The sequence below is a fragment of the Phenylobacterium sp. genome (assembly GCF_035944335.1).
Taxonomy (GTDB): Bacteria; Pseudomonadota; Alphaproteobacteria; order Caulobacterales; family Caulobacteraceae; genus Phenylobacterium.
Genome location: NZ_DASZBG010000016.1, coordinates 1 through 14,619 on the forward strand (window position 1 = coordinate 1; position 14,619 = coordinate 14,619).

A 14,619-nucleotide genomic window follows, 5' to 3' on the forward strand; every position below is an offset into this window, starting at 1 on the left:
CATTACCGCCGCGACCTCGGCGGCCAGGCGGTGTTCGGGCCGGACCTGATCTTCGTGGATGAGCTGGATTACAGCGTCGACCCGGCCGCGGCCGACGCCTTCGCCCAATACATCCGCAAGTTCTGGCCGGGCCTGCCCGACAGCGCGCTCAGCCCCGACTACGCCGGCATCCGCCCCAAGCTGCACGGCCCGGGCGAGCCGCAGGGCGACTTCCGCATCGATGGATCCGACAGCCATGGCCTCGCCGGCCTCGTCGCCCTGTTTGGCATCGAAAGCCCGGGCCTGACCTCCTCGCTCGCCATCGGGGAAGAGGCCGCGGGCCGCCTGGGCCTTTAGCTCGGCCTTGCCTCCGGCGCCGCGCCTGCGCCAGATGCCGGCCAGGCAAGTCCGGGGAAGATCATGTCGTTGCGCGCGTTCGTCGTCCTGGCCATGGCGCTCGCCGTGACGCCGCTGTCCACGGCCCTGGCCCAGCCGGCGCCGGCCGCGCCCGCGAGCCGCTACGACCCGCTGAAGACCTTCGCCCCGCTCGCGCTGCCGCAGCCGGCGAACAGCATCCGCACCGGGGCCGGGACGCCGGGGCCGGCCTATTGGCAGAACCGCGCCGACTACCGGATCGAAGCGCGCCTCGACGCGGCCGCCAAGCTGCTGACCGGCGAGGAGACGATCACCTACACCAACAACAGCCCCGACACGCTCGACGCGCTGTGGCTGCAGCTCGACCAGAACATCTACCGCCCCGACAGCCGCGCCCAGGCCATGGCCGGCGGCCGCCGGCTGCCGCGCCAGTTCACCGACGGCTATGCCATCGACGCCGTGCAGATCGAGGCGGGCGGCCGCCTGGTCCCCGCCGGCCACCTGGTCAGCGACACGCGGATGCGGGTGGCCCTGCCGCAGCCGTTGCGCGCCGGCGGCCAGCTGAAGCTGCACGTCGGCTACCACTTCACCATCCCCAGCGCCTTCGGCGGACGCATGGCCTGGGGCGACAGCCGCCACGGCCCGATCTTCGACCTCGCCCAGTGGTATCCGCGGGTGGCGGTCTATGACGACGTGCGCGGCTGGGACACGCTCCCCTACCTGGCCAACGAGTTCTATCTGGAATACGGCGACTTCGATTACGCGGTGACGGTCCCCGCCGACATGATCGTCGCGGGCTCAGGCCAGCTTGTGAACCCCCAGGAGGTGCTGACGCCGGTCCAGCGCGCCCGCCTCGACGCGGCGCGGGCCAGCGACGCGACGGTGATGATCCGGACGCCGGACGAGGTGGTCGCCGCCGCGGGCCGGCCGCCGGCCGCCACCTCGACCCGGACCTGGCGCTTCCACATGGACCATACCCGCGACGTGGCCTTCTCCGCCTCGCGCGCCTTCGTCTGGGACGCCGCCCGCATCAACCTGCCCGACGGCAAGACCGCGCTCGCCCAGTCCGTCTATCCGGTGGAAAGCGCGGGCGACCCCGCCTGGGGCCGCTCGACCGAATATCTGAAGGACGCCGTCGAGCATTTCTCAAGCCGCTGGTTCCCCTATCCCTGGCCGAACGCCATCAACGTCGCGGGCCCAGCCTCGGGCATGGAATATCCGGGCCTGCTGTTCGACGGCATCGAGGACAAGGGCAAGGTGCTGTTCTGGATCACCGCCCACGAGATCGGCCACACCTGGTTTCCCATGGTGGTCGGCTTCGACGAGCGGCGCGACGCCTGGATGGACGAGGGCTTCAACACCTTCATCGACACCTACGAGTCCGACGACTTCAAGGGCGGCGTCTACGGGCCCAAGCGCGATAGCGAATATGCGCCGGGCAAGGGCACGCCCGGCGAACAGATCGCGGCCCTGCTGGCCGACCCGGACGCCCCGGTGATCCTCACCCGCGCCGACGCCATCCGCGAGACCTACCGGCACCCGGTCACCTACTTCAAATCCGCCTACGGCCTGACCCTGCTGCGCGAGGACATCCTGGGCCCCGAGCGGTTCGACCCCGCGTTCCGCAAGTTCATCGCCGACTGGGCCTACAAGCACCCCAAGCCCTCCGACTTCTTCCGGGCGATGGAGAGCGCCGGCGGCGAGGACCTCTCCTGGTTCTGGCGCGGTTGGTACTTCAACAACTGGACCCACGACCTGGCGGTGACCGCGGTCCGCTACGTCGACGGCGACCCGGCCAAGGGCGCCGAGGTGACGGTCGCCAACCTCGGCCAACTGGTGCTGCCGGCCACGCTACGGATCACCTACGCCAGCGGCCAGAAGCGCGACCTGCGCGTGCCGGTGGAGACCTGGATGCAGAACGCCAGCCACATCTTCGCCGTCCCCGCCGGGACCATCATCGAGGCCACCATCGATCCCGACCGGCGGCTGCCCGACGCCGACCGGTCCAACAACAGCGCCAGACCCTGATCTCGGAGAGGCCGCAAATGAAGAACCGCATCACGGAGCTGCTGGGGGTCAGATACCCGATCGTCCAGGCGCCCATGGGCTGGATCGCCCGGGCGCAGCTGGCCAGCGCCGTCTCCAACGCCGGCGGCCTCGGCATTATCGAAACCTCGTCCGGGCGCCTCGACGAGGTGCGCGAGGAAGTGAAGAAAATGCGCGGCCTCACCGACAAGCCGTGGGGCATCAACGTCGCCCAGGCCTTCGTGCGCGACCCGGACATTGTCTCCTTCGTGGCCGACCAGGGCGTCAAGTTCGTCACCACCTCGGCGGGCGACCCGAACCGCTACTGCGAGGCGCTGAAGGGTCGCGGCCTGACCGTGTTCCACGTGGTGCCGTCGCTGGCCGCGGCCATGAAGGCCATCGAGGCCGGCGTCGACGGGCTGGTGGTCGAGGGCGGCGAGGGCGGCGGCTTCAAGAACAGCCGCGAGGTGGCGACCATGGTCCTGCTGCCGCTGGTCTGTTCGAAGGTCGGCGTGCCGGTGATCGCGGCCGGCGGCATCGTCGACGGACGCTCCATGGCGGCGGCCTTCTGCCTGGGCGCCGAGGGCGTGCAGATGGGCACCCGCATGGTCTCCGCCGCCGAGAGCCCGGTGCACCAGAACTGGAAGGACATGATCCTCGGGGCGAAGGAGACCGACACGGTCTTCCTCAACCGCTTCGGCCCAGGACCTGCGCTCCGGGCCCTGCGCACCGAGAAGACCACGAAGTTCGAGAAGGAGCCGCCGGAGAACATCATGGGCGAGTTCGGTCGCGCGCTCGACCTCTACTTCGGCGGCGACATGGAGGCCTCGATCGCGCTGTCCGGCCAGGTCGCCGGACGCATCGACGAGGTGAAGCCGGTCGCCCAGATCCTGCGCGAGACGATCGCCGAGTTCGAGGCGGTGATGAGCGAGATGGGCGCGAGGTACGGCAAGGCCGCGCACCCCGCCTGAGCTACTTCGGCAGGCTGTCCAGCCAGGTCAGCACTTCGCTCTCCAGCCGGATCCGCTTGTCGCTCCACCCGTGGTCGGTGGCGGCGTGCGCCGTGGTCACCCGGCCGCCGCGCTTGCGGACCTCGGCGGCCAGGGCCTCGGCCCGCGGACCCAGCCCGTCGTCGGAGGTCAGCACCAGCAGCGGATGCCTGGCGAGGCCGGGCGCGGCCGCGGCGAAGCTGAGCTCCGGCCCCAAGGTCGCCACCTCGTCCGCCATCGGCTGCAGGCCGACGTTGAGCGACTCGTGGTTGTCCTCGGCGAGCTTCAACCGAACCGCTGGCGGACCCTTGGCGGCCGAGGTCATGTCCGCCGCCGAGATCAGCGCCGCGCCGGCCAGCGCCGGGTCGCGCCCGCCGGTGACCGCCGTCACCCAGCCGCCCATGCTGTGGCCCATCACCACGATCCTGCGGGTGTCGACGCCGAGCTTGGCCGCGACCGCCGGGCTGCGCACATAGGCGAGCGTCGCTTGCGCGTCCTCCAGGTTGCCCTTGAAGCTGAAGGTCCCGGGACTGCCCCAGGAGCCGCGGTAGTTGAGGGTCACCACGTTCCAGCCGTCGCGGCGGATGGCCTGGGCAAGGTCGAGGTTCTTCTCGTTGCCCGGCAGGCCGTGGAACAGCACCACGGTGGGATGCACCCCGGGGCCGGCGGCCAGATAGGCGACGCCATTGATCTCCACCCCGCCGCTCGGGATGTGCAGCACCTCCATCCGCGCCGGATGGACCTTGTCGGCCGGCGGGTCGGTGTAGATCGCCGCGGGCGGCAGGGCGATCGCCCTGGCCTGGGCGTTCGCGCCGACCAGCGAGATCGCGGCGCAGGCGGCGAGCAGCATCGACTTCATCATCATCCCCCGTTGAACCGCCGGCCCCAGCCTAGCCGCTATTTCGGGGCGATCCGCAACACCTGCCCATTGGCCTCGTCGGTCAGCACCCAAAGCGCGCCGTCGGGTCCGACGATCACGTCGCGGATGCGCCAGCCCAGGTCCTGCAGCAGCCACTCCTCGCCGACCACCCGATCGCCCTTCAGCGTCAGCCGCGCCAGGTGGGTGGAGGCCAGGCCCCCCACGAACAGGCTGCCCTTCCAGGCCGGGAACAGGTTGGCGTCATAGAAGGCCATGCCCGAGGGCGCGATCACCGGGTCCCAGTAGTAGATCGGCTGCTCCATCCCGGCCTGGGCGGTGATGCCGCGCCCCACCGGACGTCCGGAATAGTCCTCGCCATAGGAGATCACCGGCCAGCCGTAGTTCTTGCCGGCCTCGGGGATGTTCACCTCGTCGCCGCCCCGCGGGCCGTGCTCGATGGTCCACAGCCTGTGGGTCCAGGGGTCGATCACCGCGCTCTCGGGGTTGCGATGGCCGTAGGACCAGATTTCGGGGCGAGCGCCCGCTTTGCCGACGAAGGGATTGTCCTTGGGGGCCGAGCCATCCGGATTGATCCGGACGACCTTGCCGATGTCGTTGTCCAGCGTCTGGGCGCGGGCCTGGCCGTCGGTCGTGAAGCGGTCGCCGACCGTCACGAACAGGGTCCCGTCGGGGGCGAACGCCAGCCGGCCGCCGATGTTGGCGAGCGCGCCCATGGCCGGTTGGGCGCGGAAGATCGGCTGCAGGTTCTGGACGGCGACGGCGCCGTTCTCCACCAGCCGGCCGCGCGCCACCGTCAGGCCCGAGCCGCCGCCGCGGGATTCCATGTAGCTGATGTAGACCAGTCGGTTGGCGGGAAAGTGCGGGTCCAGCGCCACGTCGAACAGCCCGGCCTGCTCGCCCGTCACCACCTTCGGCACGCCGCCCAGTGGCGGCGAGATCGCGCCTGTGCGGGTGAGGATGCGCAGCCGTCCCGCCCGCTCGGTCACCAGCAGCCGGCCATCCGGCAGGAACACCTCGCCCCACGGATGGTCGAGGCCCTTGGCGATGGTCTGCACCTGGAAGGCGGTCGCGGTGGTCAGCGCGGGCGCGCGGGTCTGGCCGGGGAAGGCCGGGTGCTGGCCCTTGGCGTTCGGCGGATCGGTCTCTTCCGGAGCCGGAGCCGGGGCGCCTCCGACGCGCGCCGCCGAAGCCGCCGCGGCGCCCTGGCTCTCCCGCGCCCCGCAGGCGGCGAGCAGCAGGGCCAACAGGATCGGGAGGAGCGGGCGCATGGCGGATCCTCAGATGGGCCCGGCCGCCGCCTCGAGCGCGGCCTTGGGGGATGCGCCTTCCAGGTGGATCAGCGACCAGACCGCGAAGAACAACAACGGCCAGCGTCCGGCCGCATCCTCTTTTGCGAAGACAGCCTGAACCTCTTCGGCGCTTTTCACACGCCGCACGGCCTCCAATCCGGCGATCCGGTCGCCGATGGCCTTGGCGCGCGGCGCGATCCAGGCCTCCACCGGCACCGTGAAGCCCTGCTTGCGGGCCCAGGGCTCGGCCGCCGGGCAATGGGCTTCCAGCCACTTGCGCAGGATCCATTTGCCGTAGCGGCCGCGCAGTTTGAACCGGTCGGGCAGGGGAAAGGCGAACCGCGCCACCTCCGGATCGAGGAATGGCGTGCGGCCCTCCAGCCCGTGGGCCATCAGGCAGCGGTCGAGCTTGAGCAGCAGGTCATTGGGCAACCACGTCGCCACGTCGGCCCACTGGGCGGCCTGTAGGGGCGTCAGGCCCTTCGGCGCGCGGGCCTCGTCGCGCCAGCGGGCAAGCATTGCAGGCGTCGCGCCCTGCGGCTCCGCCGGGCGGCCGCCCAGCCAGGACGGCCGCAGCGCCCGGCGATAGCGGCCGTAGCCGCCGAACAGCTCATCGCCCCCTTCGCCGGTCAGCACGACGGTCAGCGCGCCCTTGGCGGCCTCGGCCAGCTTGTAGGTCGGCAGCGTGGCATAGTCGGTGGTCGGGTCGTCCAGCGCCCAGGCGACCTCCGGCAACACGCGCCAGAAGTCCGCCTCGTCGAAGCGGGTCTCACGCCAGTCGAGGTTCAGCGCGCGCGCCACCCGCTCGGCCTGGGCCCGCTCGTCCTTGGCGCCCGGCGCGTCGAAGCCGCAGGTGAAGGCGGTCACTGGCCGCTCGTTCAGCCGCGACATCAGGGTGGCGATGGCCGCACTGTCGATGCCGCCCGAGAGGAACAGGCCATAGGGCACGTCGGAGCGCTGGTGCACGCGGACGCTGTCCTCCAGCACGCGGTCGAGCTGGCCGATCAACGTCGCTTCATCGCCCGCCGCGTCCGCCGGTGCGCGGGACAGGGCGGCCTTGCGCCGCCCCGAGACGATCCGGCCGCCCCGCACCTCGACGATCTCGCCGGGAACCAGCCGGCGCAGGCCCTGGAAGGCGGTGCGTTCGGCCAGCGTGTAGTTGAAGGCCAGCAGCTCCTTGGCCGGCTCTTCGTTCAGCACCGGGGCCATCAGGCCGGCCTTGAAGAAGGCGCGCGGCTCGGAGGCGAAGGCCAGGCCCCCGTCGTGCTCCATGATGTAGAGCGGCTTGATGCCGAACGGATCGCGCGCCAGCCAGGTCTTGCCGTCGGCGCCGATCAGGCACAGCGCATACATGCCGCGCAGCCGCTCGAAGGCCGCCTCGCCCTCCCGGGCGTAGATGTGCAGGAAGGGCTCGAAGTCGGAGCCGGTGGCGAGCTGGTCCTCGAGGCCGAACTGCTGGCCGAGCTCGACGTAGTTGTAGATCTCGCCGTTGCCGATCACCGTCGATCCGGCGGCGTGCAGCGGCTGCCAGCCACCCTCCAGGTCGATGATCGACAGCCGAGCATGGGCCAGGGCCGCGCCCGCGGCCGCCTCCAGCCGGATGCCGTCCGGGCCGCGATGGGTCAGCGCCTGGGCCATCGCCTCCGTTACCGCCGCAGCCTTGGGCCCGCCGGCCAGCACGCCTGCGATGCCGCACATGCCTCAGGCCGCTCCGTATTGCGCGAAGAGGTCGGTCCACTGGTCGACCACGGCGGCCTGTGAGAACTCGGCGTCCACCCGCTTCAGCCCCGCTGCCGCGAGCGTTGCGCGCAGCTGCGGCGCGGTGAGCAGGCCCCCGACCGCCTCGGCGAGCGCCTCGGCGTCGTCGATCGGGACCAGCAATCCGTCCTCACCCTCGCGGATCAACGCCCGGGGACCCTGGCTCTCGGCCGCCACCACCGGCAGGCCGTGCGCCCAGGCCTGGATGATCACATTGCCCAGGGGTTCGTAGCGCGAGGGGAAGACGCAGACATCCGCCGCCCGATAGAGCGCCGAGGGGTCGGTCCGCCAGCCGAGGAACCGCACCCGATCGGCCACGCCCAGGCCCTCGGCCATGGCCTTCAGCTTGGCCTCCAGGGGTCCGGAGCCCGCGATCCACAGGTAGGCGTCGGGCAACGACTTCAGGGCGGTCAGGCTGACGTCGTGGGCCTTGGCGTCGTGCAGCCGACCCATGCCGAGCAGCAGGGGCGCATCCGCGGGCGTCTCCAGGCTCGCGCGGTCGAGCGCGGGCGCCTCGGCGGGCGCGGTCGCGAAGTTCGGGATGCAGCGCACCCGGCCGGCCGGCCAGCCCTGTGACACGATCCAGTCGGCGATGTCCTCGGTGTTGGCGACCAGCAGGTCGAAGCCCTTGTAGTATTTGAGGTTGTAGTAGCCTCCGAGCCGCCCGATCCGCGCCCACGGCCCCTTGGGCGTATGCCGCGCCGCCCGGCTCATCCAGGCCAGCGCCACCGTCGTCTGCTGACGCCGGGCGAACCCCGCCAGTCGCGGCCGGGTCAGGAGATCGAGGGCGCCGGAAAAGCCGAACACCTCCACCGGCACGCCGGCCCGGGTCAGGGCGGCCTCGCGCAGGAGGTGGCGGCGGACGGCGGCGGCCTGGCGGACGCCGGCGCGCGACAGGGCCGCGACGAGGTCGACGAAGTAGGTCTCCGCCCCGCCTTCGCCAGCCGTTCCCAGGAGTTGCAGGACGCTCATCGAAGCGGCGAACCTAACCGGTAGAACGGCTCAGCCCAAGCGGCTTGAAGGGGCGGGGGCGAAACCCTATAAACCGCGCCTCGCGCACCGCGCGGGGGTTCCTGGCTGGGTAGCTCAGCTGGTTAGAGCGGTGGATTCATAACCCACAGGTCGGCGGTTCGAGCCCGCCCCCAGCCACCAGGACCCCCCGGCGCAGATCCTGCGTGCGCCGCCCTAGACCAGCGCCTTGCCGGTCAGCCGTTCCAGGGTGCGCAGCGGTGAGGCCGCCTCGTCCTCCATCGCCGCCACCGGCAGGTAGAAGGTCTGCTCGAAGGCGTAGCGGCCGCCCAGCGCGGCGTGCACCACCGCATCGGTGAACACCATCCAGGTCGCGCCCGGCGGGAAGCTCACGTCCCAGTGCGGCGCGGCGGCCTGATAGCCGTCGTCGTCCTTCGCCTGGTCGTGCAGCTGCAGCATCAGCTGGTCGTAGGCGGTGCGCCGGCCCTTGGTGACGCCCAGCGCCTGCAGCAGCGCCCCCGCGCCCGGCGCCATCGGCCGGGCGTTGCGCAGGAAGCGCCCGGCATAGTCGGCGAACGGCTCGCCCACCCGCCAGTAGCGCGACTCGCCCGCTGGGTTCACGTTGCGGAACACCCGCAGGATCCGCCGTCCCTGCAGCGGCGTGGAGGGGAAGGCGTCCACGTGCAGGCGCCGGTCGTCCTTGCGCTTGGAGAGGTTGTGGTCGGCCGAGCGCGGCCGCCAGCTGGTGCGGCCCACCTGCAGCTTGGCCCCATAGGCCGGCATCAGTTCGCGGACCAGGTCCTCGGCCCACCGCGAATAGCGCGCCACGATTTCGACCAGCTGCTCGCGCGCGAAGCCCTCCGCAGCGGCGCCCTTCAGCTCGCCGGTGGCCGGGTTGTAGCTGATGTTCTTGACGCCCTCATTCGAGACCTGGGCGTAGAGCGCGTCCTCGAAGCCCGCGATATCGAAGTCGAGGTCGGGCAGCAGCAGCACCGAGCCGTGCTCCAAGAGGCGCGCGGCCTGGCCCTTCGGATCCTGGCGGCTGAGCACCGCGACGGGCGGCTGGGTTTTGGCGGGGGCGGTTTGGGCGGGCATCGGACTCTCAACATACACCAGCGCGCGTCCTACGCGGACCCCGGCTCATGGCCGCGCGGCGCCCCATTCGTTCCAGGCGGCGATCTTCGGCGTGCGCGGCACATACATCGTCTCGACGCTCTCCATGGTGAAGCCGGCCGCCTGGATCGCCGAGGTCACCGGCCGGGTCAGGTGGCAGCCGCCGGCGATGCGTTTCCAGACCGGCTCGATCCTGCGCTGCCACCTGGCGACGCCGGCGTCCGGCGCCAGCCCGTGCTCGCAGAACAGGAACCGGCCGCCGGGCTTCAACACCCGGCGCGCCTCGCTGAGCGCCGCGCCCGGCGTACAGACCGAGCAGAGGGTGAAGGTGCAGACCACGGTGTCGAAGCTTCCATCCTCGAAGGGCAGGGCCTCGGCGTCGCCATCCTCGACCCGCACCTTCAGCCCTGGATCGCGCTCGGCCGCCTCGGCTACGGCGCGCAGCTCCGGCGAGGGATCGACGCCCGTCACCTCGCTCACCCTGGCCGGATCGTAGAAGCGCAGGTTCAGGCCCATGCCGATGCCGAGCTCCAGCACCCGGCCCTGCGCCCTGGGCACGATCTTCGCCCGCTGCTTCATCATCGGCGGCGACGAACAGGCCAGGCCGAGCAGCTTCGGCAGGATGAAGCGGTCGTAGAGCGAAGCCATGACGTCCCCCTTTCGCGGCCCCTCAGCGCGGATCGTAGACCTTCGGCGCGGGCCCGATGGCGACCGGGCCGAGTGTGGTCCGGCCGGCCTGGAAGTCCAGGGCGATGTGGGCGGTCTGGTTGGCCTCTTCCCGGGCCTGGGCGACGTCGGCGGCGGCCTGCGCCTGGTCGCGCGGAATGGCGCCGCCTTCGCCCAGCGCCCCGAGCGCCCGCGGCGCCTGGCGCACGGTCACCGGCAATTCGCCGCGCAGTCGTCCGTCGGCGCCCACCGTCAGGGTTCCGGACGTCGCGCCGATCAGGGCGTCCCCGGCCGTAACGCCGGCCTGGCGCAGGCTCATCTGCCCGCCCGCGTCGGTCCAACGTCGCACGGCGGCGGGCCAGCTTGGGCCGTCGAAGGCGCTCATCTTCGAGAGCGTGGCGTTCCAGACGATGGAGATCGGCTTGTCCCCGGCGATGCGGGCGAACAGGCCCGACAGCCTCGCCTTGCCGTTCTGCACGTTTAGGAACACCCCGCCCTCGTCGTCCGGCCCGGCGCGCAGGTGGAACTCCACGCGCTCGGCGGCTGACAGGGAGAAGGGCTGCGCCCCGGGCTGCGGCTGGAAGCTCAGGCCGACGCCCTCGAGGTCGAAGCTCGGCGGACGTTTGTCGAAATCGGTCAGGCTGGCGCGGATCAGCTTGCCGCTCACCGTCACCGGCCCCGCCTCCGGCCGCACGAAGGTGATCCCCTGCGGCGCGGCGATCAGCCAGTGGCCGAGCGCGTGCATATAGGCCTCGGCCTCCAGCCTGGGCGCCTGCAGCGCCCAGCCGGAGGGCTCGCGGATCGTGGCCTCGGTGAGCGTCACGTCCATCCGGAACGGGTAGCCGCCGATGTCGCGCTCTTTCCAGCCGATCTGGTAGCCGGCGCGGGTGAGCTCGGCGACGGCGACGTCCATCCGCGCCTGAGCCTGGCCGCGCGCCCAGACCCACCCGCCCGACCATAGCGCCGCGACGACCAGGAGCAGGATGAACGGACCGTAGAGGCCCCACCGGCTGAGTTTGCGGGGCGGCGCGGGATCGGGCAGAGACATGTGACTTTCAGGCAAGGCGGGGCGGGAGTGTCGGACGCGCGGTGGGTCTTCGGCTACGGCTCGTTGATGTGGCGTCCGGGTTTCCCCTACGCCGAGCGGGCGGCGGCCACCCTACACGGACGCCGTCGGGCCTTCTGCATCTATTCCGTCCATCATCGCGGCACCTATGAACGCCCCGGCCTGGTGCTCGGCCTGGCGCCTGGCGGGGCGACCCGCGGCATGGCCTACCGTATCGCCGAGCCCGACTGGGCGCAGGTCCACGCCTATCTGATGGAGCGCGAGCAGCCCACCGAGACCTATGTGGAGGCCACGCGCCCCGTCCGCCTGGCCGACGGCCGCCGCGTGGACTGCCTGGTCTTCCTCTCCGACGTCCGCCATCCGCAGTGGGCCGGCGCGCTCAGCCTGGGGCGCCAGGCCGAGCTGATCGCCGGCGCGACCGGCCTTTCGGGCCGCAACCTCGACTACCTGCGCGATCTCGTGGCTCACCTGCGCGAGATGGGCGTGCGGGACCAGGCCATGGAGACGCTGCTCGGGCTGGTGGAGGGAAAAGGCTAGAGCGCCAACAACCTCGCCGACGCCGTCTCGATGCGCTCTTCCAGGATGCGCATGAACTCCGCCCGCTTCAGGCCCGGCGGGATCGGCTCGAGGTACTCGAAGACGATGGTGCCGGGGTGGCGCAGAAATCCGTGCGCCGGCCAGTGGACGCCGGAGTTGGTGGCCACCGGATAGACCGGCACGTCCAGCTCCCGGTAGAGCGCCGCCACGCCGGGCTTGTAGTCGCCGGGCACGCCCGGCTGGCCGCGGGTGCCTTCCGGGAAGATCACCACCTGGCGGTCCTTGGCGAACATGGCCTTGGCCTGGCGGACCATCTTCTTCAGCGCCGAGGCGTGGCCGCTGCGGTCGATGGGAATGGTGCCCACCCTGGCGGCGTACCAGCCGAACCAGGGGATCCAGCCGAGCTCGCGCTTCATCACGAACACCGAGCCGGGGAGGTAGGTGAACTGGGCGAAGACGTCGAGCATGCACTGGTGCTTCGGGGCGACGATCGCTGCGCCGCGCGGGATGTTCTCGCGGCCGCGCAGCTCCACCTTGATCCCGCAGATGGTCAGCAGGCCGAGCACGCCGCGCCCCCACATGTTGAACATGCGCAGCGACCAGCGCTGCGGGCCGAACAGCAGCGGCGTGCAGACCAGGCAGACGAGGACCGTCCAGAGGTAGAACAGCGCCACGTAGAGGAAGGATCGGACGGCGATCAAGGATCAGCCCTTCTGCGGCGCCGCGGGATGGCCCCGGTCGCGGGGACCGAGACTCAGGACCAGTTCGCGGCCGAGGATCGCCAGATACTTGCAATATTCCACCACCAGCAACCGGGTCCCTTGCGGCGAGCGCCACCAGCGCCGGGCGTTGAACGCCTGGGTGGCGACCGGATAGGCCTGCAGTTGCACCCCCTGGCGGTCCAGCAACGCGCGCAGCTCCAGCATGGCGCGCGGCATGTGGTAGTCGGCGGTGACCACGATCAGGCTGTTGAAGCGCATGGCCTTGGCCCAGTCGGCGGTCTCGCGCGCATTGCCCACGGTGTCGAGGGCGCTGAAGCCCAGGTCCACGCAGCAGTCGTAGAGCCGCTTCACGGCGGTGGAGACGTTGCGCACGTCCTCGCGGGTCAGGTCGCGATTGACGCCCGACACCAGCACGCGGCGGCCATAGTTGTCGGAAAGCAGGGTGACGCCGGCGGCGATCCGGTCGCGGCTGGCGGCGCCGGTCAGGACCACGATGCCGTCGGCCCGCTGCGGCGTCGGCGCGGGCGTCGACTGCTGCACGCGGCTGGCGAAGGCCGTAAGCCCCGCGGTCCAGATCAGGACCACGACCAGGAAGGCGGCGACGCTCCTCATTCCATGTCCCGGATCAGGGCCGAGGCGGTCAGTCGTGCGGCGACCGCGGCCACGAGGGCGGCGGCCAGCGGGCAGGCCAGCGCCACGGCAAGGTCGCTCCAGGCGATCGGCAGGGCGGGCGTCAGCCCCTGGGCGCCGCCGGCCAGCCGCAGCACTGCGCCCAGCCCGGCCGCGACGCCGGCGCCGATCACTCCGCCGATCGCCGCCATGCGCGCGAACCGCAGCTGGAAGAGGCTGGCGATATAGCTGTCTTCCGCGCCCGACAGGTGCAGCACCTCGACCACGTCGCGCCGGCCCGCCAACCCCGCCTGGGTGGCGAAGGCCACCACCGCGCCCGCCGCGCCGGCGATCAGCAGGAACACCACCGCCCCCAGCCCCCGCGCCAGGTTGGCCGAGCGGCGGATGTCCTTGATCCACAGGCTGTGGTCGTCGACCGAGGCGTCGAGGTCCTGGGCCTTCAGCGCCTGCGCCAGGCGGGCGGCGTCGGCGGGCGCCTTGCGGTCGAGCGTCACGGCCACGAGCCGCGGCACCGGGAGATCCTCGAGGTCCGAGATATCCCCCAGCCAGGGACGGATCAGGTCGTAGGCCTTCTGCGGCTCCAGCGCCCGGGCCTCGGCGACGCCGGTCACGCCGGCCAGGGCCTCGGCCGCCCGCGCCGCGGCGGCGTCCGGCGTCTCGCCGCGCCTGGGCCGCACGATCACCGTCGCCTCGCCGTCCAGCTGTCCGACCCAGCCGCGCGCCGCGCGATCCGAGGCGATCACCGCGATGGCGGTCAGGCAGGCGAGGAAACACAGGGTCGCCACCACGAACAGCAGCGAGCCGGAGCGCGAGCCGTCCTTCGGCAGCAGGGGCGCCGGGCGCCATTTGGCGGCGTTGAAATCGCTCATGGCGCGGCCTGCGCGGGCCGGAAGGTCATCTTCCCCTTGTCGAGGTGCAGCACCGGTCGCGCGGAGCGGGCCACCAGGTCCTGGTCGTGGGTGGCGATCAGCACGGTGGTGCCCAGCCGGTTCAGCTCCACGAACAGGCGGAAGATGCGCAGCGCCATCTCGTGATCGACGTTGCCGGTCGGCTCGTCGGCCAGCAGGATCTCGGGGCGGTTCACAACGGCCCGCGCGATGGCCAGCCGCTGCTGCTCGCCGCCGGCCAGGGTGGGGGGCAGCGAGTCCATCCGCCCGCCCAGGCCGACCCAGTTCAGCAGTTCGGCCACGTCGGCGCGATAGTCGGAGGGCCGGCCTCCGGAGATGCGCAGCGGCAGGGCCGCATTGTCGAACACCGAGAGGTGATCGAGCAGCAGCAGGTCCTGGAACACCACTCCGATGCGCCGCTTGAGCGCCGGCCGCGTCTTCGCCCCGGCCCGGGCGGCGTCCTGGCCGAAGATCTCGATGCGGCCTTGGGTGGGCCGCGCGGCCAGCGATATCAGGCGCAGGAGGCTGGTCTTCCCTGCGCCGGAGGAGCCGGTGACGAAGTGGAACGAGCCCGGCGCCAGCCCGAAGTCGAGCGCGCTCAGCACCTCCGGCCCCTCGCCGTAGCGCATGGAGACATTCTCGAAACGGACGATCTCGCCCTCGGCCGTGAAGGCCGCAGCGGCGCTCGGGTTTCTGGACATCGGGGCCGAAATCGGCGACCTCGGGAGCAGGGT

Annotated in this window: 15 protein-coding genes and 1 tRNA gene; 5 read left to right on the plus strand and 11 right to left on the minus strand. The window is 71.5% G+C overall.

Annotation, left to right across the window (positions count from 1 at the left end; translation table 11 throughout):
• The 3 genes from VGT80_RS03420 to VGT80_RS03430 all read left to right on the plus strand — a co-directional run.
• The coding region (locus tag VGT80_RS03420; protein ID WP_327452900.1) for an FAD-dependent oxidoreductase at positions 1 to 336 on the plus strand (336 nt) is incomplete at its 5' end.
• Positions 337 to 399: 63 nt separating this feature from the next.
• Positions 400 to 2,382, plus strand: a complete 1,983-nt coding sequence (locus VGT80_RS03425) for a M1 family metallopeptidase (protein WP_327452902.1) — start codon at positions 400 to 402, stop codon at positions 2,380 to 2,382.
• Positions 2,383 to 2,399: 17 nt separating this feature from the next.
• A complete protein-coding gene (locus VGT80_RS03430) occupies positions 2,400 to 3,350 on the plus strand; it encodes an NAD(P)H-dependent flavin oxidoreductase (RefSeq protein ID WP_327452904.1) in 951 nt (316 codons plus the stop codon).
• Between the two features lies 1 nt (position 3,351).
• Here VGT80_RS03430 and VGT80_RS03435 read toward each other — a convergent pair whose 3' ends face one another.
• The 4 genes from VGT80_RS03435 to VGT80_RS03450 are packed head-to-tail and all read right to left on the minus strand — an operon-like array spanning position 3,352 to position 8,267.
• Positions 3,352 to 4,218 carry an alpha/beta hydrolase family protein gene (locus tag VGT80_RS03435; protein WP_327452906.1) on the minus strand — a complete coding sequence of 289 codons (867 nt, stop codon included), beginning with the start codon at positions 4,216 to 4,218 and terminating at the stop codon, positions 3,352 to 3,354.
• A gap of 47 nt (positions 4,219 to 4,265) precedes the next feature.
• On the minus strand, positions 4,266 to 5,516 hold the full coding sequence (locus VGT80_RS03440; RefSeq protein WP_327452908.1) for a PQQ-dependent sugar dehydrogenase: 1,251 nt from the start codon (positions 5,514 to 5,516) through the stop codon (positions 4,266 to 4,268).
• A gap of 9 nt (positions 5,517 to 5,525) precedes the next feature.
• Positions 5,526 to 7,235, minus strand: a complete 1,710-nt coding sequence (asnB, locus tag VGT80_RS03445; protein WP_327452910.1) for an asparagine synthase (glutamine-hydrolyzing) — start codon at positions 7,233 to 7,235, stop codon at positions 5,526 to 5,528.
• 3 nt (positions 7,236 to 7,238) lie between these two features.
• Positions 7,239 to 8,267, minus strand: a complete 1,029-nt coding sequence (locus tag VGT80_RS03450) for a glycosyltransferase (protein WP_327452912.1) — start codon at positions 8,265 to 8,267, stop codon at positions 7,239 to 7,241.
• Between the two features lie 103 nt (positions 8,268 to 8,370).
• Between VGT80_RS03450 and VGT80_RS03455 the strand changes: the two genes are divergently transcribed.
• Positions 8,371 to 8,447: transfer RNA gene (locus VGT80_RS03455), tRNA-Met, on the plus strand.
• Positions 8,448 to 8,480: 33 nt separating this feature from the next.
• Here the strand turns inward: VGT80_RS03455 and VGT80_RS03460 are convergent.
• From VGT80_RS03460 to VGT80_RS03470, 3 genes are read right to left on the minus strand one after another with little or no spacing between them, the layout of a single operon-like run.
• The gene (locus tag VGT80_RS03460; RefSeq protein ID WP_327452914.1) at positions 8,481 to 9,359 is read right to left on the minus strand and encodes a Kdo hydroxylase family protein; all 879 of its coding nucleotides are present in this window, start codon (positions 9,357 to 9,359) and stop codon (positions 8,481 to 8,483) included.
• Between the two features lie 45 nt (positions 9,360 to 9,404).
• Positions 9,405 to 10,025 carry a class I SAM-dependent methyltransferase gene (locus VGT80_RS03465; protein WP_327452916.1) on the minus strand — a complete coding sequence of 207 codons (621 nt, stop codon included), beginning with the start codon at positions 10,023 to 10,025 and terminating at the stop codon, positions 9,405 to 9,407.
• A gap of 22 nt (positions 10,026 to 10,047) precedes the next feature.
• On the minus strand, positions 10,048 to 11,091 hold the full coding sequence (locus VGT80_RS03470) for a DUF2125 domain-containing protein (RefSeq protein WP_327452918.1): 1,044 nt from the start codon (positions 11,089 to 11,091) through the stop codon (positions 10,048 to 10,050).
• A 27-nt stretch (positions 11,092 to 11,118) separates the two neighbouring features.
• On the opposite strand from VGT80_RS03470, the gene VGT80_RS03475 reads away from it, so the two are divergent.
• On the plus strand, positions 11,119 to 11,646 hold the full coding sequence (locus tag VGT80_RS03475; RefSeq protein WP_327452920.1) for a gamma-glutamylcyclotransferase: 528 nt from the start codon (positions 11,119 to 11,121) through the stop codon (positions 11,644 to 11,646).
• Here the strand turns inward: VGT80_RS03475 and VGT80_RS03480 are convergent.
• The 4 genes from VGT80_RS03480 to VGT80_RS03495 are packed head-to-tail and all read right to left on the minus strand — an operon-like array spanning position 11,643 to position 14,586.
• A complete protein-coding gene (locus tag VGT80_RS03480; protein ID WP_327452922.1) occupies positions 11,643 to 12,347 on the minus strand; it encodes a lysophospholipid acyltransferase family protein in 705 nt (234 codons plus the stop codon). The genes VGT80_RS03475 and VGT80_RS03480 overlap by 4 nt on opposite strands.
• Before the next feature lie 3 nt (positions 12,348 to 12,350).
• A complete protein-coding gene (locus VGT80_RS03485) occupies positions 12,351 to 12,980 on the minus strand; it encodes a YdcF family protein (RefSeq protein ID WP_327452924.1) in 630 nt (209 codons plus the stop codon).
• A complete protein-coding gene (locus VGT80_RS03490; protein ID WP_327452926.1) occupies positions 12,977 to 13,867 on the minus strand; it encodes a cell division protein FtsX in 891 nt (296 codons plus the stop codon). Before VGT80_RS03490 ends, VGT80_RS03485 begins: the two co-directional genes overlap by 4 nt.
• Positions 13,864 to 14,586: a cell division ATP-binding protein FtsE gene (locus VGT80_RS03495; RefSeq protein WP_327452928.1), complete on the minus strand. Its 723-nt coding sequence runs from the start codon at positions 14,584 to 14,586 to the stop codon at positions 13,864 to 13,866. The genes VGT80_RS03490 and VGT80_RS03495 overlap by 4 nt, the downstream gene beginning before the upstream one ends.
• Positions 14,587 to 14,619: the final 33 nt, after the last annotated feature.

Coding starts and splice junctions, on each gene's coding strand:
- VGT80_RS03425 (WP_327452902.1), top strand. CDS start 400: ATGTCGTTGCGCGCGTTCGTCGTCCTGGCCATGGCGCTCGCCGTGACG.
- VGT80_RS03430 (WP_327452904.1), top strand. CDS start 2,400: ATGAAGAACCGCATCACGGAGCTGCTGGGGGTCAGATACCCGATCGTC.
- VGT80_RS03435 (WP_327452906.1), bottom strand. CDS start 4,218: ATGCTGCTCGCCGCCTGCGCCGCGATCTCGCTGGTCGGCGCGAACGCC.
- VGT80_RS03440 (WP_327452908.1), bottom strand. CDS start 5,516: ATGCGCCCGCTCCTCCCGATCCTGTTGGCCCTGCTGCTCGCCGCCTGC.
- asnB (WP_327452910.1), bottom strand. CDS start 7,235: ATGTGCGGCATCGCAGGCGTGCTGGCCGGCGGGCCCAAGGCTGCGGCG.
- VGT80_RS03450 (WP_327452912.1), bottom strand. CDS start 8,267: ATGAGCGTCCTGCAACTCCTGGGAACGGCTGGCGAAGGCGGGGCGGAG.
- VGT80_RS03460 (WP_327452914.1), bottom strand. CDS start 9,359: ATGCCCGCCCAAACCGCCCCCGCCAAAACCCAGCCGCCCGTCGCGGTG.
- VGT80_RS03465 (WP_327452916.1), bottom strand. CDS start 10,025: ATGGCTTCGCTCTACGACCGCTTCATCCTGCCGAAGCTGCTCGGCCTG.
- VGT80_RS03470 (WP_327452918.1), bottom strand. CDS start 11,091: ATGTCTCTGCCCGATCCCGCGCCGCCCCGCAAACTCAGCCGGTGGGGC.
- VGT80_RS03485 (WP_327452924.1), bottom strand. CDS start 12,980: ATGAGGAGCGTCGCCGCCTTCCTGGTCGTGGTCCTGATCTGGACCGCG.
- VGT80_RS03490 (WP_327452926.1), bottom strand. CDS start 13,867: ATGAGCGATTTCAACGCCGCCAAATGGCGCCCGGCGCCCCTGCTGCCG.
- VGT80_RS03495 (WP_327452928.1), bottom strand. CDS start 14,586: ATGTCCAGAAACCCGAGCGCCGCTGCGGCCTTCACGGCCGAGGGCGAG.